The organism is Tenacibaculum geojense (assembly GCF_042676005.1).
Taxonomy (GTDB): Bacteria; Bacteroidota; Bacteroidia; order Flavobacteriales; family Flavobacteriaceae; genus Polaribacter; species Polaribacter geojense.
In genome coordinates this window covers 97,929-119,678 of record NZ_JBHTJR010000045.1, presented here as the reverse complement: position 1 = coordinate 119,678, position 21,750 = coordinate 97,929, and the positions used below count along the sequence as shown (strand labels likewise).

Below are 21,750 nucleotides of genomic sequence, written 5' to 3'. Positions count from 1 at the left end.
TAGACTCGTTTTATTATTTTTATGTTAAAATATTCTTTTAATTACAAATTCTGATCGCCTGTTAACCTCATGTTGTTCTTCAGTACAAGCGTCTTCCGTTTTACATTTTATAAGTGGTTTTGTTTCACCATAACCAATTGCAGAAATCCTGTCTGGTTCAATACCTTTTTCCATAAAATACATTCTAACAGAGGTTGCTCTTTTTTGAGAAAGCTCTTTGTTGTATCTGCTATTTCCTCTAATATCTGTATGCGTGCCTATTTCAACAATCATATCTGGATATTTTTTCATTAAGTCAATTACTTTATCAATGGCTTTTTTAGTATCTCTTCTTAAGTACCATAACTTATAATCAAAATTAACTTCTTCTGTTTTGACTATAATTTGGCCTTTTTCTTTTACAATATTGTCTTCATTAGCTATAACATCTTCTGTTTTTTGTTTTTGCTGAAGCTTTAATTTTTCAGCATTTTCTATTTTCAGCTGCTCTTCTTGTGCTTTTTTAAGCGCAAGAGCTTCTTTCTCCTCTTTAGCAATTTGTTCTAAAGATTTTAAAGTTAAAGATGCGTTGTTAGTTTTATTTCGAGTTTTATCGGTACTAACTGTTTTTTGATTTTTGGTATAACCGTCTTTACTAGCCTTTATGGTAAAAGAACTGTTACAAGCCACTTCAAAATTAAATTTACCATAAGAATCGGTTAGTGTTTTTTGAAGCTCTACCTCATTCTCATATATAACAATTAAGGTGTTTGGAAGAAGTTCTTTAGTGTCAATATCTGTAACTGTACCTTCAATAATTTGCTTACACTTTTTAATAATTAAAGGCTTTTGTTCTGTTATTTGATAAATATCATCACCACCTTTACCACCGGGTCTGTTTGAAGCGAAAAATCCTTCTTTAGTAGTTGAGTTTATGAAGAATGAAAAATCATCGTATCCAGAGTTTACAGGAAATCCAACGTTATCTGGTTTGCTAAATTTAGTATCATTGATTGTAGATACAAATACATCTAAAGATCCAAAACCAGGATGTCCGTTCGATGAAAAATATAACTTATTGTCTTCACTTACAAACGGAAATTGCTCTTTCCTTTTTGTGTTAATGGTTGGTCCAAGGTTTATTGGTTTCCCGTAACTTCCATCATTATTTATAGTAACTGCGTAAATATCAAAAGAACCTAAACTTCCGGGCATGTCAGAGGCAAAGTACAATGTTTTTTCATCAATACTTAATGCAGGATGTTCTGTAGAATAATCATTACTATTAAAAGGTAAAGAGGTTATGTTTTTCCATTCACCATCTTCAAACTGTGCTTTGTAAATTTGTAAATGGGTTACTTTTTTACTGTCTTTTTTACGTTTTCCTTTTACAAGGTTGTTACGAGTAAAATAAGCTGTTTTTCCGTCTTTTGTAAATATAATGTTAGCCTCATGAAGTTTAGAATTTAAACTTGTAGCGAAATGAGTAGCAATACTATCACCTAAATGAATATTATTTTTATGTACTGAATAAAAATCTAAATAATGTTGTCCGTTCCACCCATACATTTTATCTAAAAATGAGCTTTCCTTTTTTGGAGCAGAAAAAACAATATCATTTCCGAATGCAATGGCTCCAAATTCAGAGTTTGGTGTATTAATACCTACATTTTTAATTTGATAACGTTCTCCTATTGCTTTTACATTTTCTAAATAGGTTGTAGCTTCCTCAAGATTTTTTAAACCTTCTTCATTTTTAGAATTTGTGTAATAATAATGCATCATTTTATAGGCATTATTATATTTATTTTTAGCTTTTAATGTGGTAACATACCTAAAATATTCTTCTTCTGTAACTAACTTTCTGTAGTTTTTAATTAGGTATTTATATAAATCAGAAGCTCTTTCAAGGTTGTTTACATAGTAATGACAATCTGCTAAATTCTTAATTACTTCAAAGCTTTTTTTATTTTCAAAAACTTGTTCGTAAATGGGAATAGCTTCATTATAATAAGCCCTTTCAAAATATTTATTAGCTCTCTCTAATCTTTGAGAACTTTGAGCATTCGTAATAAAAACGTTACATAATGCTATTAAAATAAGTAGTGTTTTTTTCATTATGTGCATGTTTTAAAAGAATCTTGGTGATTTATCAAAGCCTTTTTTCAGTCCGATTAAATCTAAATCATACAACACCATAATTTCATGTGTTCCGGAGTTGTAGTTGTTTAAATTAGAGGTTGTGTAATCAAAGGCATATCCTATTCTTAATGTATTTGTAGCTCTTACATTAAACATGGCACTGAAAGAGTCGTTTATCCTGTAAGCCAAGCCACCTTCAAAACGGTTGTTAAATAATACATTTAATGAGGTGTCTAATACAATAGGTGAGCCTTTTACAGCTTTTGCTAAAATTGCTGGTTTTAATTGTACCATGTCACTTAGTTGATACACATAACCAGCGGTTAAAAACATATGAATTTCTTCACCACCAATACTATTAACTCCACGGTTTTCTTCTAAATGTTTACTTTGTAAAAGGTTAGGAGCAGAAAGACCTACGTAATAATTTTCTGTATAATAAAAGGCACCAAAACCAAAGTTTGGAAAAATACTATTTTGATTATCAAATGCATCATCACTAGTTATACTTCCGTTTACAGGGTCGTCATCAGGAAACCTAAATCCGTTAAAATTGGTATTAAAACTAGTAAAACCAGCTTTTAATCCTAATGAAAGTTTTTGTGACTCACTTAGTTTTAAAATATAAGCGAAATCAGCATAAAAATTATTTTCTTTCAAAATATCTTCTCCAATATTATCGGTTACTATAGATAAGCCAACTTCAATTTTATTACTTAGAGGTGCGTGCGCAAATAAATTATAAGTTTTTGGAGCACCTACTGCATTTGTCCATTGTGAACGATGCATAAAACCAAAATTAATAACCCCCAAATCTGACGTAGCATATGCTGGGTTCACTACACTTTGGTTATACATATATTGTGTATACTGAGCATCTTGTTGAGCGTAACTAACAAAAACGGATGTTAGCACTACAAGAAATATGATTAATTTTTTCATTTATATTATATTCAGAATTTACTTACTTAAATAAATTCTTCCTTGTTTAGGCTTTAAATTATTTTTGTTGTACTTAAGAACATAGAAGTAAACACCGCTTGTAGCATCATTACCTGTTCCGTTGTTTTTACCATTCCATTCAGGTTGGTTTATATCTCCTTTAAACATGGATTGACCGTAGCGATTGAAGATTTCATATTCATAATCTGGATAGAAATATTCGATGTAAGGAATGTAATAAGTATCATTTACAGTATCGTTATTAGGCGAGAATCCGTCTGGGATAAAAAAGTCATAATCTTCAGGATTACATTCAGATAATACTACACTAATAGTGATTTTATCACTCTCACAACCTGTATTTGGATCTATACTAGCTACATAATACACAACACCTTCTTCTAATAAAGTAGTGCTGTCAATTTCATTTTCATTTTCCGAAGCGTCATACCAAATTAATTCAAAACCTTCATTTATAGTTATTTGTTCTTCCAACGTTAAAATTGTAGGATTGTCTAAAGCACACATAAGAGTACTACCTATAAATTGTGGAGTAGGAGGTGCAACTACAGTAACATTAAATTGTAACCTTGTAGCGCTTTCGCAGGTTCCTACACTTTCAACAGCATAATAACTTGTATTATTGATTAGTGTTGTTGAAGGGTCTAAAATATTTCCTCCCGTTTCACTATCGTACCAAACTACTGTTCCGTTGATGGCTGTAGCATCCAAATTAGCCAATGTTGCATTATCACTACTACAAAAAACAGGATTCACTTCGTTACTTGTAATGGTATTGGTTGTGATTATATTCACAATAACGATAGATCTATCTGAACTTTGACAGTTATTTGTAGGATTGGTAGCTGAAACAAAGTAATCTTCACCATCAATTAATACGGTATCAATATCTAGAGGTGATGTAGCATCTTCGCTTTCATACCATACTAAATTCTCGCCTTGGTCAACAACAATATTATTTATTGTAGGTCCGTTTGGAGTATAATTATCAAAACAAAAAGTTTGTGAATTATTTAATACTGGGGCATCTGGAATTCCTCCGATAGAAAAGTATTCTGTTATTTCAAAATCAAAAGTTGTTCTACATGGGTGCGTATCGTTTTGAGTACTACGTAGAATAATTTCATAGTTACCCGGATTTAAATTGGTAATATTAACTTGATTGTTTACCTGTCCGCCTCTAAACACAACTTCTAAATCTTCTAAAAGTGTAGGATTTCCAACTTCACGAACTTCATAAGTAACGGTATATTCTCCGTTTGATAATAATGGAGCATCTATAACAGTCACAACATTTGTTGCATTACATTGATTATCAATAGCAACACTTAATTGAATATCATCAGGCACTAAACTTGCTGTAAAGTTTAAATTAATGCATTCAAAACCATTATTGTTAGGTGCATTAATTACTAAATTGTAATCGTTTGAGGTATTTGGATAGCTGGAGATATCTATTGGTAAATTAGCAATACCGTTAGAAAAAGTAATTTCTTGATTTTCAACTAAGGTAGATTGTCCAGAACCAATATGTGTAATTGTATAATTTATAGGAATGGTTTCGTTTGCAGGATTTCCTGTATTGTCTAAAAAGTTTTCTATAGATATATCTACAAAATCTTCTTCAAAACATAATTCTTCTATACTTGCAGTTGCGTTGTATACAACAAAACTACCCTCAGCAATTGTTAAAGAATCACAAATAAGTCCGTCTACATTACTAATATTTACAGCTGAAACAGTATACATTCCAGGTGTTGTAATTGGAGATGGATCTATAGCTATTTGTCCTTGAGTGGTTACAGCTAAATCTTCAACAATTTCCGTGTGTATTACCTCATTATTGGCATTTCTAATTTCTAATTCAAAATCATGAGAAAAAGGAATGTTTAAAAGGTTGGTGTATGAAATGTCAATGTTTAATGGAGCACCAAGACAATGATTGTTAATTTCAAACTGTCCATTAATGTTCGTTATAGAGATGGTTACTGAAGAAGATTCTTCATCACAAACACCATGATCTGGATAAACAGTGTAAGTGAAAATATAATCACCTACGCCAAAATTATCATAAATTTCTTGTAAGTTAATTGTATTGTCTGAAGGTGAGGTTATTTGACCTGTAGCGCTTCCATCACTCCAAATTCCGTTAGCGTCTTCACCAACTATGAAATCGTTTAAATTAAGATTTGTAAAAGGAGAGAAGTCTTCATTTTGACAAAATATTAAAATCCCATCATCACCAGCCTCAGGTGAGCGATGTACTTCTAAAACCACGGTTGCAAACTCAGGCAAACAAGTATCAACAGCATCTACGGTATACGTAAATGTGTAAGTTCCAGGACCGGCTTCATGCGCATTAAATATATTCTCGCTTAAATGACCTGTTAAAGTAGCAGGAGCTTCTTCCCAAGTTCCGTTAATATCTGCTCTAATATTTGTTAATTCATTATCTAAAAAAGTAAATAAATTAACCGCAGAATCATCACTACAGGCATTAGCCCCCCCATCAATATTATCTTCACCAGGATAACCACCAAGGTTAATAGTTACCGAAGCACTTTCATTACAGGTTTCATTGGTATATGTAAAAATATGAGTACCAAACCTGTTAATAAGCCATAAATTTACTTCACCTGTGGCAGAGTTTAATAAGCTTGTGTTAATAGGGTCTTCACTAGACCAAGTACCTCCGGTAAGTGGAGTACCGTTTAATTGACTGAATAAGTCAAAGTTTTCTAAGCTAGCATCTTGTTCTTTATTACAAATAGTAACAGTATTATCTTGTCCAGCACATTGTGCTATTACTGTACTTGTATGCAATAGAATTGCTGAAAAAAGCAACAGAGAAACCAGCCTAATTGTAAAATTAATTAGGTAATTTTTTTTCATGTAATTTAATTAAATGTTAAAATGGAAGATACTATGTGGTAGTACATTTAATCCAACGCGCAAAAGTGCGTCTTTTTTTTAGATTACACAATTATTAATTAGGAGTTTAGCTATTTTTGCTAGCTTTTCATGAAGTTTATAGCTTAATGTTTAACTTTTTTGAAGCGTTATGTTTTTTTAGACTTCATTATCTTTACACCTAAATATTTTTACATGAACATTCATTTTATAGCTATTGGAGGAAGTGCAATGCACAATTTAGCCATTGCATTACATAATAAAGGATATAAAATAACAGGAAGTGATGACACAATTCATGATCCGTCTAAAACTAGATTAGAAGAAAGAGGATTGTTACCAAAAGAGTTTGGGTGGTTTCCAGAAAAAATATCGTCTAATCTTGATGCTATAATTTTAGGAATGCATGCTAAAAAAGATAATCCAGAGTTATTGAAAGCTCAAGAATTAGGATTAAAAATTTATTCTTATCCAGAGTTTTTATATGAGCAATCTAAAAATAAGACTCGTGTAGTTATTGGAGGTTCTCATGGGAAAACAACCATAACTTCTATGATTTTACATGTGATGAATTATCATGATAAAGAAGTAGATTATATGGTTGGAGCCCAGTTAGAAGGCTTTGAGACTATGGTGCATTTAACTAATGAAAATGATTTTATTGTTTTAGAAGGAGATGAGTATTTAAGTTCACCAATAGATATGCGTCCAAAGTTTCATTTATATCAGCCTAATATAGCTTTAATAAGTGGAATTGCTTGGGATCATATAAATGTTTTTCCGACTTATGAAAACTATGTAGACCAATTTACAATATTTACCAATTCACTTACTAATGGTGGTATTATGGTTTATAATGAGGAAGATAATGAAGTAAGAGAAATAGTTGAATCAGCAACTAATGCCATTAAAAAGTATCCATATACGATTCCAAAGTATTTTATAGATAATGGTATTACCTATTTAGAAACTAATGAAGGAGATTTACCATTAGAGATTTTTGGCGAACATAATTTACAGAATTTGGCAGGTGCAAAATGGATTTGCCAGCATATGGGAATAGATGAAGACGATTTTTATGAAGCTATTGTAAGTTTTAAAGGAGCGAGTAAGCGCTTAGAAAAGATAGCTGAAAACTCATCAACTGTTATATTTAAAGATTTTGCGCATTCTCCATCAAAAGTATTGGCAACTACTCAGGCTGTTAAAAATCAATATAATGATAGAATTTTACTAGCTTGTTTAGAATTACATACTTATAGTAGTTTAAACGCATCGTTTTTAGCAGAATATGAAGGAGCTTTAAGTAATGCAGATAAAGCCGTTGTGTTTTATTCGCCTCATGCGGTAAAAATAAAACAATTAGATGAGGTTACTAAAGAGCAAATAGCAACTGCTTTCAATAGAGAAGATTTGATAATTTTTACATCACCTGAAGAATTTAAAAAATTTTTATTTGCTGAAAAAATTAACAATACAGCATTGTTGTTAATGAGTTCTGGAAATTACGGAGGTTTAGATTTTAACGAGTTAAAAACATTGATTTAATTTTACTAACAGTATAGTTTCTAAACTTTTTATTATAAAGTGATTTTATAATAATACCTGCTCTGTGTTTGAGTAAAATTTTAAATTGAGTTATTTTTTTAAAGCGACCGTATTTTTCAGGATTTTCTAACCAATACCATTGCTTTTCGACAAACTTATTGGCATTTTCTGAATTTTGATATGTAATAGACTTAGGTTTGTTAAAAAGTAAATAAGAGCTGTAAAGAAAATTATTAAGAACATCAGCGTGATTAAGTTGCTTTATGGCTTGGAGCGAATCCGTTTTTTTAGATTGTAAAAACAAATCATAAGCATTTCTTAAAGCAATACTTTTGAACTGATAGCCTTTATCGTTTAATTGTTTATTAATACACGTTAATACTAAGCTGTTTTGTGCGCTTAAAAGATGAAAGTTGTTAATTTTTCTAAAAGATTTTGAAACAAATTCATAGTCGAATTCATTAAATTTTTCATGACTAACCATTGCTTTGTGCACCTCTATGGATGCTATTTTACCACTTTTAACCATTTTAGGATAATGCCTATGTTCAATAGGAGTGTTTTTATGAATAGGGTTGTGCTCAGAGTAACCATGTTCTTGTAGTATTTTAATTGTAGTTTTATAATGTTTATCTTCAACTAAAAAATCAATATCTCCAACCATTCTTTCGGTAATATCATTATAAAGTCCTTCAAGTAAATTAGCGGTACCTTTTAAAAAAATAGGTATAATCTTATGTTTTAGCAAGATGTTGTTAATTTCATGAGCTTGGGTTATAATTTGTTGATTTCGGTTTCTGTTCAAATCAGAAATATGAATCATGTAGTTCACTAACTCATTGGGAACATAATTTAATAAATTAGCTCTTTTTAAATTACAATACAATGCAGGAAAAACATAATGAGTAGTACTAACCTTAACCACAAAATCCCAGTTAATATCTGTATTTAGCAGTTGATGCTCAATCTCTTTTTTGTTTTTAGATTCATGATTGATAGTTAGGCATTTACTTATAAAAAGGAGTGTGTTTTTATAATTCATTATTAAATATTTTTTTTACCGTACTTATCATTTTGTTATTATTACTATAGGTTAGTTGATAACAATTAGTTTTAGAAAACCATTGTAAAAATGAGGTTGCTGCTTTTTCACAATGATTAAGCCACGTGTCTGGAATTAATTGAATAAAAGCCTCTTCTTTATTTATTTTATTAATATTAATTTCTGAATCTTTTTCATACTTAATAAAAACTAAATTATTACACGGAAGATGAGTTGAATAATCATTATTGTTAGGTGGTAGATACCTAACAATTTTGTTCAATTTTTTGAAATGATATTCTGCTGCATGTTCTAATTCAGGATACATTGATGTTAAAACTGGTAGGGCCGTTTTTTTTATTGATATAGCAGAAGGGAAACTAAAAACATTTTGTGATTTTTTATCAATAGGGACAAAATCATCTGCTAAACATATATAGCCATTAGCTTGTAAGATTGATAATGAAGTACTTTTTCCGTTACCAGAGTCTCCTAAAAACAGTATAGATTCTTTTCCATTAGATAAAGCTGATGCATGAAAAATACCCATCCATTCTTTTTCTTCTTTCTGATGGATTTTTTGAATTAACTCCATAGAAAATTTACCCTGAAAAAAATGAATCTCTTTTTGATGCCACGATCCAATATGAGACCCATTAACTATTAAATGAGTTTTTTCATTTTTTGAAAACACTTCAAAAAGATGTTTTTCTTTTACATTGGTAGATACTAAATGAGCAAATTTTGGGTGAATTAATGATAATTCATATTCACTTTCAAAGCAAACTTTTATTATTATATCATTTATTTTGTAGCACTTTATAACATCATAAGCTAAAGGAGTATCGATGTTTTCTTGAAGTTTATTTTCATCATTTTTAATAGTATTGTTTAAAAATTGATGTTCAAGTTCTTGTATAAAAAGTTTCGCCTCTTTAGTAGGTATGTTTAATTCATCACTTAATTTAGAGGCAATGTTATTTATAGGGATTTTACTGTCTAAATCAATTAAAATATCAGCAGTTTTATTTTCTAACAATACATATTGATTGGTTTTACGTAACCAAGTAATAGTTTTGTTATCAATTTGTTGCGTTAAAATGTTTTTTTTCATGTTAAAAGTAAAAAATCCTCAAAGTATATTGAGGATTTTTTTTCTAAATTCTGTAAAGTAATTAAAAATCAGTTCCTGGATCTTCTGGGCTTTGCGCTTGCGCCTTTTTAGGATTTAAAATTGAATATGTTCCAAGAGCTGTTAAAGCAGCATATTTACCATAGTTACCTATTTTTTTAAGTGCCTCTTTACGTGATATATCTTCTTGTTGTTTTTTGTTATTTTTCATGTGAGTAGGGGTGTTTTTATTTAAAGATTAACTTTTGAGTCTTAGTTCCTTTTTCTGAGGTAACCTTAACAATATATACTCCTGCAGGTAGTGTTGGAGTGCTTATTTTACTATATCCATTAGAGTTAACAGTTGTTTTAAACACCTCTTTACCAATTAAAGAATAAACAAGTACATTACCCTTAGCTTGTAACCCGCTTATGGTAATTTCATTAGAATTTGATTTGTATATACTGATATCGTTATTGTTTTTAATAATATCATCAGTACTTAATCTATTAACACTTAAATGTAGATAAAATTTACCCACTCCATTTAAAGAGTTTTCAATATTTATAGAAGTGCTATTTTCAGATAAGTTGTAAAATTCACCAGTTTCTCTGTCTTCTAAATAAATAGATATTCCAGTAGGTAAGTTTACATTATTTACAGAAAAAGTTATTTGTTTCCCTGCATCTGCAATAACTCCAACAGGTATAACTCTTGTTTCAATATCATTTTTAGGTAGTGTTTGGATAGCTAACTTTTTACCATCATTATTAGATAATAACTCTGTAAAGACAGCAAAGTTTTGTGTAGTACCACCAAACATACTGCTGTCGTAACCGTTATCAAATCCAGTAGTTTTATTGTCTACAAAAAATACTTTAGTATTACTTATGTTACTATCGCTTTGAATTATTAATTCAAGTTTATCTAAGTTTTGTCTCATAAAAGTATCTGATGCTTGGTGACTTTGATTAGACGTTGTAAAAGTTACATTTCCAGAACCACTTGCATTTACAAAAAATCCCTGTGACGGAGCTATTTGAATAGGACTAACAGCATTATAAGTTACATATTGTGTGCCATCCCATAACCATACCGTTTCTTCCGATAATAAACTGGTATTTGCAGAAGTGAATGTAGCTGAATTTACATATGCAGTATAAGGATTACCTACTAGATTAAAGTTATTTCTAGTTCCTGTTGCAATTGGAAAATTAATATCTGAAGAATTAATAGTACCTGTGATTGAAATATCACCAGCTGCAGCTAATTTCATAGATACTCCTGAACCAGCTACTAATGGTCCTGTAGAAGATGCGGTAGCATAAACCCATGGTGAAGTACCGTTATTGGTGAATGCTCCAATTCCAATATTACTTCCACTACCTGTAGCAAAAGCATGATTTGCGATAATGTCTTCCTGTGTTTCTCCAGCTACTGGAGCTGAAACTAAATACCAATTTGTGGTTGGTAAATTTCTAGTGTATGTTGCATCGCCTGTTACACTTGCATTAGCAATTAATGAAGCACCAGAAGCTATGTTAATAAACTTCACGCTTGCTGGTGAGTTAATAGTAGGGAAATTAGTAACACCAGTGCTTGGTATTAGAACACCATAACCAGAAGTAGGAGTTTCCCCAGCCATCCAATTTAAAGAGTTAGACCAATCATTATCAGTCGCACCATTCCAAACAAATACTACTTCGAATCCACAATTTGAAGGTTGGTCTCCGTTATCATTTAAATTAGTAGTATTCCAGTTACTACTATTATGAATATTAGCTCTAAGTACAGAAGGAACCCCTTTAATAGTTGCACCAGAAGCACAGTTAAAAATTCCATTATCAGCTTCAGGTTCAATATTAAAAGCTGAATTAGCTAAGGTATCAAATATAGCTGGTTTAGCAGATGTTGTTGTTGAAGTAGCGTCAGCATCCCAAGCCCCATTCATGTGTATAGCAGCGATAAACCCTGTTTGGTTGCTTACAGAAGGAGTATTTGCTGGATCATAAGCAAAAATTTGATCTCCTGAAGTTGAAAGAGCTAAGCCATTACCAGTAACGGTTCCTGCTGAGCTATCATCAGCTAATTTTGCTGCTAAACTAGCATCGATCGACACCTCAGTACCAGCAGGAAGATCAAGTCCAAAAGTAAAGGTAACAGTGTTTTCCCCTGTTCTAAATCCACCGGCTGCTAACCATCCATTCTCTGTAAATTCAATTTGTTCGCCTGAACTTACGTCTCTTAGTAATAAGAAAGTGAATTGATCATTTTCTCCTGAAGGATTAGATAAAGCATCTGATTGGTAGGCTGTAAATACTATATCACCTAAAGCCCATTGAGCTTGTAAATTAATGGTACATAATAGTAGCATTAAAATGCATAGTAATTTTTTATACATAGTTTTTTAGTTAAGAAGTTAATTAACAGCAATATACTATAATTATGGTAATTGTTGTTATCTTATAATTAAAAATTAATCTCTGGAAGGAAATACACCATTAATACAAATTATGTAATTGATTGTTGTGTATGGCTGTCTATTGTCAAAAGATTGACTGCCTCCATTATTACCAACTGTTACTGTGCCACTGGCGTTGATGATGGCTGTTGCATTAAAAGGTTTTAAATTAGTGTCTGGATTTGCATTTGAATAAACGTTTAGTTCCTCACCTGAACTAGTTTCTATTTTGGCAAAAGATGATGTGTTTCCAGGTTCAGCTGTGTTTCCTGTATCATCAACAGCGGGAATTGAGATAGAAATGTTAGTTGGCGTTCCTCCATCGGAATTAAATGTAGCCCCGTGACTGTGAACAGGCATTTCTAATAAAGATAAAGTTTTGAACTCAGTACCACCTTTTTGTCCGATAATAGCAGTTTGTAACCCTGGACCATTTCCAGTTCCCCTAGGTATACGACCTCTTAAGTCAGGTAAAGCAAATGTTGTTCTTCCGTCACCCCCATAAATAGTTCCTATAATAGCAAATAAAGCTTGATTTTGTGCTATTGGAAGTAATTGACCTTGGCAAAGTGCCCATCCTCTAGGAACAAAATTTCCCGCAAACATTTTAACTTCTCCTAGAAATCCCTCTTGTTGAGCATTTATCGACGAGTTAGATAAAAAGAAACAAATAAATAAAAGCCCGATTATTTTTTTTAATGAATTCATGATTGTTAAGTATTGGTTATTAATTACTCAAAACTATATTATCATGAAGTTAAATTGTTTAAAAAGGTTACAAGCGTATATTTTTTAGTTACAAGCGTAATTAGTTTGTTCTCCAGAAAAAAGGGGTAAATAAAACTAAAACAGTAAAGAGTTCTAATCTACCAATAAGCATCAAGAAAGAGCAAACCCATTTAGCTCCTGAAGATAAATGTGCAAAATTATCAACAGGGCTTACACTTCCTATAGCTGGACCAATATTACCTAATGATGAAGCACATGCTCCTAAAGCAGATTTTATGTCTAAGCCAAACATAGCTAACACTACAGAACCTAAAATAAATATAAGCATGTAGATGATAAAGAATGATAATATGTTAAATACAATACTTTGGTTAACAGCTTTTCCATCGTATCTAACAGGAATAATTGCGTTAGGATGTAATGATTTTTTAAATTCTAAAAAACTATTTTTAAGCATTACAATGTGTCTAACAATTTTAACACCTCCTGAGGTAGAGCCTGCAGAACCTCCAACAAAAAATAATGCAAAGAAAATAGCCGTTATAAAGAAGCTCCATTGTGTGAAATCTGCCGTAACAAACCCAGTAGTAGTAACCACAGAAATTACTGAAAATAACGAGTGTCTAAAAGCGCTTTCATACTTCCCAAGTGTCATTGGATGTGTAATTGTTGTTTTAAGTGTAGGATCTTGAAAAAAGATAATTCCACCAGTAATAAGTAAAGAAATACCTACTATTCCGAAGAAATAATAATTAAACTCTTCACTTTGAATTACTCTCTTAATTTTTCCTTTTAAAGCAAAGTAGGTTAGTACAAAATTAGTACCGGCAATAAACATAAAAATGATAATAATATACTGTATTAACGGATTTCCATTCCAATGAGCAACACTAGCATTTTTAGTAGAAAAACCACCCGTACTAACAGTTGCCATTGCATGATTTATTGCATCATACCAAGTCATACCGGCAACTTTTAATAAGAAAAACTCTACAATTGTTAATCCGAAGTAAATTAAATATAATCTTTTGGCAGTATCTGTAATTCTAGGGTGTAATTTATCAGCAGATGGGCCTGGGGCTTCTGCCATGAATAACTGCATACCTCCAATTCCTAGGAGCGGTAAAATAGCAATAGTTAGCACAATTATACCCATACCACCAATCCAGTGCGTTGCACTTCGCCAAAAAAGAATTCCTTTAGGCATTGCTTCAATATCGGTTAATATTGAAGATCCGGTAGTGGAGTACCCAGATATAGTTTCAAATAAAGCATTGGTAATTGAAGGAATACTACCAGTGAGTAAATAGGGTAACATACCTGTTAGTGTTAAGGTTAACCAACCTAAAGTAACAATTAAAAAACCTTCTTTTTTTTGTAGGTTTTTAGTTTTTGGTTTGTTAAAAAAATAAAGAATTAACCCTAAGCTAATTGAAATAATACCAGCAGTTAAAATACCTCCAGTAGATTTTTCATTGTAGTATAAGCTAAAAGGAATAGCAAACAGCATAAATAATCCGTTGATGGCTGCTGTTACTCCTAAAAATCTGTAAATTAACTTGTAATTTAAATTTTCCATTATTTAAAAAAGTCTTCAACAATAGTAATAGCTTCAGGTAAACAGAATACAATTACATTATCACCTGGTTTTATTTGCATATTACCAAAAGACATTAACGCTTTTCCGTCTCTAATAATTCCACCAAAAACGGCTTCTCTAGGAAAACGTAAATCTTTAATTGGTTTTTCGGTTACTTTAGCACCTTCACTTACTTGAAATTCAAAAACTTCTGCATCTATATTGTGTAAGTTAGCTAGTGCTAAAATATCTCCTTTTCTTATGTGTTTAAATATGTTACTAGCAGCAATTAATTTTTTATTGATAAGGGTGTCTATACCAATAGTTTGTGAAATATTGATATAATCCATGTTTTCAACTAAGGCTACCGTTTTTTTAACACCTTTAGATTTAGCTACTAAACAAGACATGATATTGGTCTCAGAATCACCTGTTACAGCAATGAATGCATCCATTTCACGAATATTTTCTTGTTCAAGTAATTCTAAATCTCTACCATCTCCGTTAATTACCAACGTATGACGTAATTCTTCAGCTAAAACAGTGGCTCTATCTCTATTACGTTCAAAAAGCTTCACTTTAAAGTTCTCTCTACAAAGATTTCTAGCTGTTTTTTTACCAATACTACTACCTCCTAAAATCATTACGTTTTTAATGTCAACGTGTTTTTTACCAATTATAGGATATAGCTTATCTAGGCTGTAGTTAGGAACAGAAAAATAAACTTGATCATTTATTTTATAACAAGTGTCTCCACGTGGTATTATGGTTTGATTTACACCTTCACGCTTAATAGCAATAGTAATAAAATCAACCATGTTAAATTTATCTTTAGCTTCTTTTACAGTCATGTCAACAATAGGAGACTTGTAGCACAAGGTAGTTCCCATAACGTTGAATAAACCATTTTCAAAGGCAACAGTATCATTAAAAGAAGATTGATTTAACAGCAAGTTAATTTCCTTGGCAGCTAATTCTTCTGGTGATATCATAAAATCTACCCCATAATCTTTAAAGTTGATAACATCATTTCTTAAAAATTCAGGATTATTAATACGAGCAATTGTTTTTTTAGCTCCCAAAGCTTTACCAATTACAGCAATGGTGAAGTTGGTATTTTGACTTTCAGTAACAGCCAATAAAAGATCTGCATTTTCAATACCAAGATCTTGTAAATGCTTAACAGATGTAGCATCACCTCTTTTTGTAAATACGTCTAAATGATTGTTAATGTAATTCAATTTATCACCATCAAAATCGATAATGTATGTGTCGTGAGACTCGTAGGATAGTAATTTAGCCAAATGAAAACCGACGTCTCCAGCCCCGGCTATAATAATTTTCATATAAAAATTAAATAATAAAAATAGTTTACAAATATACGATTTTAAATTGTAATAAGTTGATGTGTCTGCTATCTGTTTATTAGGTTAAGATGAATTGTTATATTTGTTAGATAAGAAAAATTGATATGGAAAAGTTAACTATAAAGTCTTGGTCTTTACATGATAGACCCAGAGAGAAACTACTGCATAAAGGGAAAAAAATAGTTTCTAACGCAGAGCTTATTGCTATTTTAATAGGATCAGGTAATAGAGAAGAATCAGCAGTAACATTATCTAAAAAAATATTAGCTCATGTTAATAATAATCTAAATAATTTAGCAAAACTATCTATTGCCGAGTTAATGAAGTTTAAAGGTATTGGAGAGGCAAAAGCTATAGCAATTATTACGGCATTAGAATTAGGTAAAAGAAGACATTTTGAAACTACTGAAATAGTACCTAAAATTACCTGTTCTAATGATGTAAATAAACTAATGGTTCCGTTAATTGGTGACTTAAACCATGAAGAATTTTGGGTTTTATATTTAAATAATTCTAATAAAGTAATTTTTAAGCAACAATTAAGTAAAGGAGGTTTAACAGCTACCATTGTAGATATACGTCTGGTGTATAAAAAAGCTATAGAATTATCAGCAGTAGGAATGATTGTTTGTCATAATCATCCATCTGGTAAATTAAAACCAAGTAATGCAGATATTCAATTAACACAAAAGATAAAAGAAGCTGGTGTTACCTTAGATATCAAATTATTAGATCATTTAATTGTTACTGAAAAGAATTATTTTAGTTTTGCAGATGAAGGTATGCTTTAAAATTAAAGTAAATATGCCATAAACTGTTAGAAAAGAAAATTTTTAAAAAAAGCTATGAAACAATTTATATTATTATTTTTTTCTATTGGAGTCTTAAATGCTCAGAATGATAATTCCACTCAGTTGGATAACAAGTTAATTCCATTACATATTTTAAAAAGTGAAAAGTTTCAAGATTCATTAGGTATTAAAAACACTTCATTGAACTTCAATATCTCTAAATCAAACCAAATTTCAGTTTATAATGAAACTACTATGTTAAATGACTTTTATGCCAGTTCAATAAAAGGTTCAACTTATGTAAAGTCTAAAAAAGTATCAGCAAACACGACTTTAAGAGGTACTAAGGTGGATGCATTTAACCCTTATGGCGTTTCAAACTCTAAAGAAGGTGTAATAATGGGAGCTTTTGGTGTGCTTTTAAAAAAAGTTAAAAAGTAAATTTTCTTTTTTAATTAGGAGTACACAATTAATAGCGTTAATAACTCAAGATAAAAACAGTATTTTAGCTGTAAATATTAGTTTTTTCTGTTTTAGTTTTATTGAATTGATACTCATTTATACACATAAAATAACACCACGCGTTCGTTATATTTTTAAGCATATTTTTACAAGAATATTACTTATAGATATCGATTTCACTACAAAAGTAGAAGAATTTGTAGCTTTTAACGGGCCAAAGATTTCTTATACAAATGTAGCTTTAGGTAAAGAGTTTTTTATAAAAAGTGCTCATTTGCTTTTTGAGCAAGGTGTAAATGATGTAGAGGTAACCATGGGAAAATGGGATAAAGTACCCTGTTTTTTTGGAGTAGGATCTAAATCAAGTATTCCGTTTGATATTTTTTCAGCAAGTTTTTATTTAATTACTCGTTATGAAGAATATTTACCTCATGTAAAAGATAAACACGGAAGATACTCAGCTGAAGAAAGTTTAGCATATCAACAAGGTTTTTTGGAGAAACCATTAATAGATATTTGGGCTTATAAGTTACTAAAAACCCTAAAAGAGAGATTTCCAGACTATACGTATCCGTTAAGAAAATATAAGTTTATAGCTACTATTGATGTAGATAATGCCTTTGCCTACAAATACAAAAGTATTGTTAGAACTATTGGTGGTTTTTTTACAGATGCATATCAGTTAAAAATATTTAATATGTGGGATCGAATAGCAGTTCGATTCAATATTAAAAAAGATCCTTTTGATACTTATAAAGAAATTTTAAAGCTTAAAAAAGAACATAATATAAAAACGATTTTTTTCTTTTTAATAGGAGATTATTCTTCGTTTGACACTAATATTTCGTATGCCAAAGGAAAATTTAAGCTCCTTATTAAAGATATGGTAGATTATGCTAGAGTTGGTTTACATCCTTCGTATTATACCATTCACAATGCTACTTTATTAAAAAAAGAAAAAGAACGATTAGAGGGCATAACAAACATGCCCATGATACGATCTAGACAGCATTTTCTGAGGTTTAGTTTACCTAAAACCTATCAACAATTAATAGATTTAGAAATATTAGAAGATTATTCAATGGGGTATGCAAATCACGTTGGTTTCAGGGCTAGTACCTGTACACCTTTTTATTTTTATGATTTAGATTATGAAATTCAAACCCCGTTAAAAGTATTTCCTTTTGCTTTAATGGATACAACATTAAATTTACATTTAAAACTTACACCTAGGCAATCTATAGGGAAAATTAGAGAGTTGTTAAATGAAGTAAAAAGAGTTAATGGTACTTTTATTCCTTTATTTCACAATGAGAGCTTAAGCAATTATTTATATTGGAAAGGTTGGCAAAGAGTTTATGGAACTATGGTAAAAATGGCAGCAAAAAAATGATCCAACTTCTTTCGAGAAAACAAATAAACATTGAAAAATATGATACATGTATAGCCAATGCAACACAGTGTAATGTTTTTGGCTTCTCATGGTATTTAGATATAGCTTGTACTAATTGGAGTGCTTTAGTTTTAGATGATTATGATGCTGTAATGCCCATTCCTTGGCGTAAAAAGTTATTTACCAAATATGTTTACCCACCTTTTTGGATTTTAGAATTAGGTATTTACTCCAATGAAGTAGTTGATGAAAATGAGTTTTTAATTGCTTTATTCGATAGCTTTAATTTTGTAGAAACTCGGCTGAATACACATAATAGTTTTTCAATGTTTTTACCCTACAGAAAAGTGAGATCATTTCAATACATTTCTTTGAATAAAACATATGATTTAATTGTAAATAATTACAGAAAAGATCGTAAAAAAGACTTAAAAAAAGCATTAAAGCATGATTTAACAGAGAAATGGAATGGAGATGCACGAAAGTTTATTCAGTTATATCAAAAAAACATAGGTAAAAGAGTAAAAAAGTTACGAGAGAAAGATTACCAAAATTTATACGAGTTAATAAAAGTTAGTCAACAAAAAAAAGTAGGTGATTTGTTGTCTATTTATAATAAAGACGGTGTTTTAGTAGCGGCTGGATTTTTCCTAAAATATCAAGGTAAAGTGAGTATTGTTGCATCTGCTACGGATTTAAAAATGAGAAAAAACGGAGCAAATACTTTTCTAATAGATAGAGCTATTTATAAATACGAGCCTCATTATAAAGAGTTTAATTTTGGAGGGTCTTCAATGAAAAATATCGCTAAATATTTTCTGAGTTTTGGAGCAAAAAATCAGCAATATTATTTCTTGAAGTATAATAATTTGTCAAAAATTTTAAGATTTTTTAAGCGATAAAAATTTATAATAATTAAAATGAAAGCAAATTAAGGTTGCAATTCCTGTTCCCCACATTAACACAGCCGATGTTATGGCAGCTCCCATAATTCCGTACTTAGGAATTAAATATTGATTCCCAAAATAATTTACAATAAGTGCAATTACTGCGATGTAATAATTGATTTTTACTTGTCCAATTGCGGAGAGAAGATTTCCATACAAGCCTCTAAAAATTAGTATACCACACACACCCAAACATAAAATAATAAAACTTTGAGAGTAAGTTGTTAAGTTACTATCAAGCAATGATAAGAGTTGATGCTGAAATATTAAGCTTATACTTAAAAATACAATGCTAGTTAGTAAAAATAATAGGATATAACTTTTTATATATTTAAAAATATAGCTTTTTGAGGTTATTTTTTCTGTAAAAGAAACAAAATCTGTTGTAATAAAAACCCTTGGTAAGAATAACATGCTAAACGGAATTAAAGAAATGTATTTGTAGTTTGTAACCATTTCAGGCTTACTCATTATACTACCAATTAGTAATATATCAATAGAAAATAGCAGTGTAGAAGTAAGGTTAGATAAGCCTCCAAAAAAACCATATCTCCATAACTCTTTAGTGTTTTTTAAATTAGCTGTTGTATTGTTTTTTAAAATATTACTATTAGAAATAAAAAAAAGAACTGTAATCGTAGGTGTTAATAATAAAGCCAAAGCGTATCCAAAGGCATTGTAAAAACTACTTAAGGCGGTTATTAAAAACACATGAAGCAGATGATTTATAATTTCAACATAGGCATATTTTTTATTATTATGTTGAAGCCTGTATTGTATTTTGATAGTTTCAAGAAAAAAATAAGGTAAAATTGAAAAAGCTAATAACGGTAGGTATGTAGTTGTGTTTTTTATTGAAAAAGGATACACAAAACCTACTACAGATAAACCAATAACTAGTATACAACTAGCTAAAGTTCCTTTTTTAATTACGAATTGAAGAAGCTGCTGTTTATAATTTTTATCATCATTTAAAGCTCCATACCTAATGAGAGATTGAGGTAATCCTAAACCTACCATGGGAAGTATAAAAGTAATAATTGTCCAAGCAAATAAAACTTCACCTAACTCTTTATTTTCTATAAGTTGAATGGCAATCCAAGAGCTTAAAAAAGATAATACTCTGGAAATGATTGTTGCTGCAAAAATATAACTACCAGCTCTTTTTAAAAAACTTTGTATAAAATTAGCAATTAGTTTCACGTTATACTTTTGTAGAGGTTATTAAAAGCATTTGCAATAGCAATTTTACTAAAATTGTTTACTGCATAGTTATGCATTTCTTCGGGATTAAAACTACCATAATTATTATACACTTCTTCCAATTTTTGGATTAACAATTTTTGATTGTTTTTAGGAATAAGAAAACCAAATTTTTCTGGAAAATGTTCTTTAATACCGCCAACATCTGTAGAGATTACGGGGGTTCCACAAGAAAAGCTTTCTAAGATTACACATGGTAGATTTTCATAATTGCTAAATAAAACAAATATATCAGCCTTATTAAAATAATCAGGAACATGATTGTGAGTTACATGTTGAACGCATTCAACCTTTTCTTTAATACCCAATTCTGTAGCTTTTTGTAAATACTTATGAGATCCGTCACCAAGTAATATTAATTTATAATCAAAATTAAGCTTACTAACCGCTTTAAGTAATCCGCTTACATTTTTATGAGAATCAATCATGTTAGATACGTGAAGAATAGTAAAAGAACTAGATTTATTCTTTTTTTGAGGTTTAAATAGCTCAGTATCTACTACATTCGGAACAATGTTGTAGTTGCCATGAAACCCTAAGTTAATCATCGCATTAGCTAAATCTTTAGAAACAGGGCATAAATACTTTGCTCTTTTAGCAATTATTTTTCCTATTAATTTATGAAGCCAATTTACTTTTTCATTATTAGTCTTTAAATAACCAGTCCAATGTTCAGTAATAACATATGGTTTTTGATTAAAGAAAGTAAAAATGCCAAACGGATACATTTTATTTAAATGGATAACGTCAAATTCGCCAATTAGCTCCATTAATTTTTTAAAAGTTTTTATAAATAAAAAAACTTTTAAAACAGGGTTTTTAGTTGGTTTTACATAAGCAATATATGTGTGAACGTTATTAATTTTTTGGTATGTAAGTTCTGTATCTTTTTGAAGGCTTTTATCTGTAATAATATGTAAAACGGATACTTTATTATGTAAGCTAACAGCCTCTGCATGACGTTGTATAAAATCACCATTAGTTGGTAATACTCTAGATGGATACCAACCGCATAAAAACAATATGTGTTTTTGAAGTGTCAATAAATTGTTGTTAAATTAA

17 protein-coding genes are annotated in these 21,750 nt (G+C 30.3%); 5 read left to right on the top strand and 12 right to left on the bottom strand.

The genetic code is table 11. The annotated features are described in order from the left end of the window. Nucleotides 1-24: 24 nt before the first annotated feature. The 3 genes from ACFQ1U_RS08045 to ACFQ1U_RS08035 are packed head-to-tail and all read right to left on the bottom strand — an operon-like array spanning nt 25 to nt 5,976. Nucleotides 25-2,097, bottom strand: coding sequence for an OmpA family protein (locus ACFQ1U_RS08045; protein ID WP_386107120.1), 2,073 nt, complete (start codon nt 2,095-2,097; stop codon nt 25-27). A 12-nt stretch (nt 2,098-2,109) separates the two neighbouring features. Continuing rightward, nucleotides 2,110-3,063, bottom strand: coding sequence for a PorP/SprF family type IX secretion system membrane protein (locus ACFQ1U_RS08040; protein WP_386107118.1), 954 nt, complete (start codon nt 3,061-3,063; stop codon nt 2,110-2,112). Between the two features lie 18 nt (nt 3,064-3,081). Continuing rightward, nucleotides 3,082-5,976, bottom strand: a complete 2,895-nt coding sequence (locus ACFQ1U_RS08035; protein WP_386107116.1) for a gliding motility-associated C-terminal domain-containing protein — start codon at nt 5,974-5,976, stop codon at nt 3,082-3,084. A gap of 213 nt (nt 5,977-6,189) precedes the next feature. Between ACFQ1U_RS08035 and ACFQ1U_RS08030 the strand changes: the two genes are divergently transcribed. Further along, nucleotides 6,190-7,542 carry a UDP-N-acetylmuramate--L-alanine ligase gene (locus tag ACFQ1U_RS08030; RefSeq protein ID WP_386107114.1) on the top strand — a complete coding sequence of 451 codons (1,353 nt, stop codon included), beginning with the start codon at nt 6,190-6,192 and terminating at the stop codon, nt 7,540-7,542. Here ACFQ1U_RS08030 and ACFQ1U_RS08025 read toward each other — a convergent pair. The 7 genes from ACFQ1U_RS08025 to trkA all read right to left on the bottom strand — a co-directional run bounded on the left by ACFQ1U_RS08025 (nt 7,517) and on the right by trkA (nt 15,811). Next, on the bottom strand, nt 7,517-8,584 hold the full coding sequence (locus ACFQ1U_RS08025; RefSeq protein ID WP_386107112.1) for a nucleotidyltransferase family protein: 1,068 nt from the start codon (nt 8,582-8,584) through the stop codon (nt 7,517-7,519). The two genes, ACFQ1U_RS08030 and ACFQ1U_RS08025, sit on opposite strands and share 26 nt — an antisense overlap. Continuing rightward, on the bottom strand, nt 8,574-9,698 hold the full coding sequence (locus ACFQ1U_RS08020; RefSeq protein WP_386107110.1) for a hypothetical protein: 1,125 nt from the start codon (nt 9,696-9,698) through the stop codon (nt 8,574-8,576). The genes ACFQ1U_RS08025 and ACFQ1U_RS08020 overlap by 11 nt, the downstream gene beginning before the upstream one ends. A 61-nt stretch (nt 9,699-9,759) precedes the next feature. Beyond that, entirely contained in the window at nt 9,760-9,927 is a 168-nt protein-coding gene (locus tag ACFQ1U_RS08015) for a hypothetical protein (RefSeq protein ID WP_386107108.1), read from the bottom strand. Nucleotides 9,928-9,943: 16 nt separating this feature from the next. After that, a complete protein-coding gene (locus ACFQ1U_RS08010; protein WP_386107106.1) occupies nt 9,944-12,097 on the bottom strand; it encodes a T9SS type A sorting domain-containing protein in 2,154 nt (717 codons plus the stop codon). A gap of 75 nt (nt 12,098-12,172) precedes the next feature. Further along, nucleotides 12,173-12,865: a phage tail protein gene (locus tag ACFQ1U_RS08005; protein ID WP_386107104.1), complete on the bottom strand. Its 693-nt coding sequence runs from the start codon at nt 12,863-12,865 to the stop codon at nt 12,173-12,175. A 100-nt stretch (nt 12,866-12,965) separates the two neighbouring features. After that, on the bottom strand, nt 12,966-14,465 hold the full coding sequence (locus ACFQ1U_RS08000; protein ID WP_386107102.1) for a TrkH family potassium uptake protein: 1,500 nt from the start codon (nt 14,463-14,465) through the stop codon (nt 12,966-12,968). After that, nucleotides 14,465-15,811 carry a Trk system potassium transporter TrkA gene (trkA, locus tag ACFQ1U_RS07995; protein WP_386107100.1) on the bottom strand — a complete coding sequence of 449 codons (1,347 nt, stop codon included), beginning with the start codon at nt 15,809-15,811 and terminating at the stop codon, nt 14,465-14,467. Before trkA ends, ACFQ1U_RS08000 begins: the two co-directional genes overlap by 1 nt. A 125-nt stretch (nt 15,812-15,936) precedes the next feature. On the opposite strand from trkA, the gene radC reads away from it, so the two are divergent. The 4 genes from radC (at nt 15,937) to ACFQ1U_RS07975 (ending at nt 19,380) form a co-directional block, all read left to right on the top strand. Beyond that, the gene (radC, locus tag ACFQ1U_RS07990) at nt 15,937-16,623 is read left to right on the top strand and encodes a RadC family protein (RefSeq protein WP_386107098.1); all 687 of its coding nucleotides are present in this window, start codon (nt 15,937-15,939) and stop codon (nt 16,621-16,623) included. Nucleotides 16,624-16,677: 54 nt separating this feature from the next. Further along, nucleotides 16,678-17,064, top strand: a complete 387-nt coding sequence (locus ACFQ1U_RS07985; protein ID WP_386107096.1) for a hypothetical protein — start codon at nt 16,678-16,680, stop codon at nt 17,062-17,064. A 106-nt stretch (nt 17,065-17,170) separates the two neighbouring features. Beyond that, the gene (locus tag ACFQ1U_RS07980) at nt 17,171-18,478 is read left to right on the top strand and encodes a polysaccharide deacetylase family protein (RefSeq protein ID WP_386107093.1); all 1,308 of its coding nucleotides are present in this window, start codon (nt 17,171-17,173) and stop codon (nt 18,476-18,478) included. After that, nucleotides 18,475-19,380 carry a hypothetical protein gene (locus tag ACFQ1U_RS07975; RefSeq protein WP_386107091.1) on the top strand — a complete coding sequence of 302 codons (906 nt, stop codon included), beginning with the start codon at nt 18,475-18,477 and terminating at the stop codon, nt 19,378-19,380. The genes ACFQ1U_RS07980 and ACFQ1U_RS07975 overlap by 4 nt, the downstream gene beginning before the upstream one ends. Here the strand turns inward: ACFQ1U_RS07975 and ACFQ1U_RS07970 are convergent. Then, nucleotides 19,360-20,628, bottom strand: a complete 1,269-nt coding sequence (locus ACFQ1U_RS07970) for an oligosaccharide flippase family protein (protein WP_386107088.1) — start codon at nt 20,626-20,628, stop codon at nt 19,360-19,362. The two genes, ACFQ1U_RS07975 and ACFQ1U_RS07970, sit on opposite strands and share 21 nt — an antisense overlap. Further along, nucleotides 20,625-21,731, bottom strand: coding sequence for a glycosyltransferase (locus ACFQ1U_RS07965; RefSeq protein ID WP_386107086.1), 1,107 nt, complete (start codon nt 21,729-21,731; stop codon nt 20,625-20,627). The genes ACFQ1U_RS07970 and ACFQ1U_RS07965 overlap by 4 nt, the downstream gene beginning before the upstream one ends. Between the last annotated feature and the right edge of the window lie 19 nt (nt 21,732-21,750).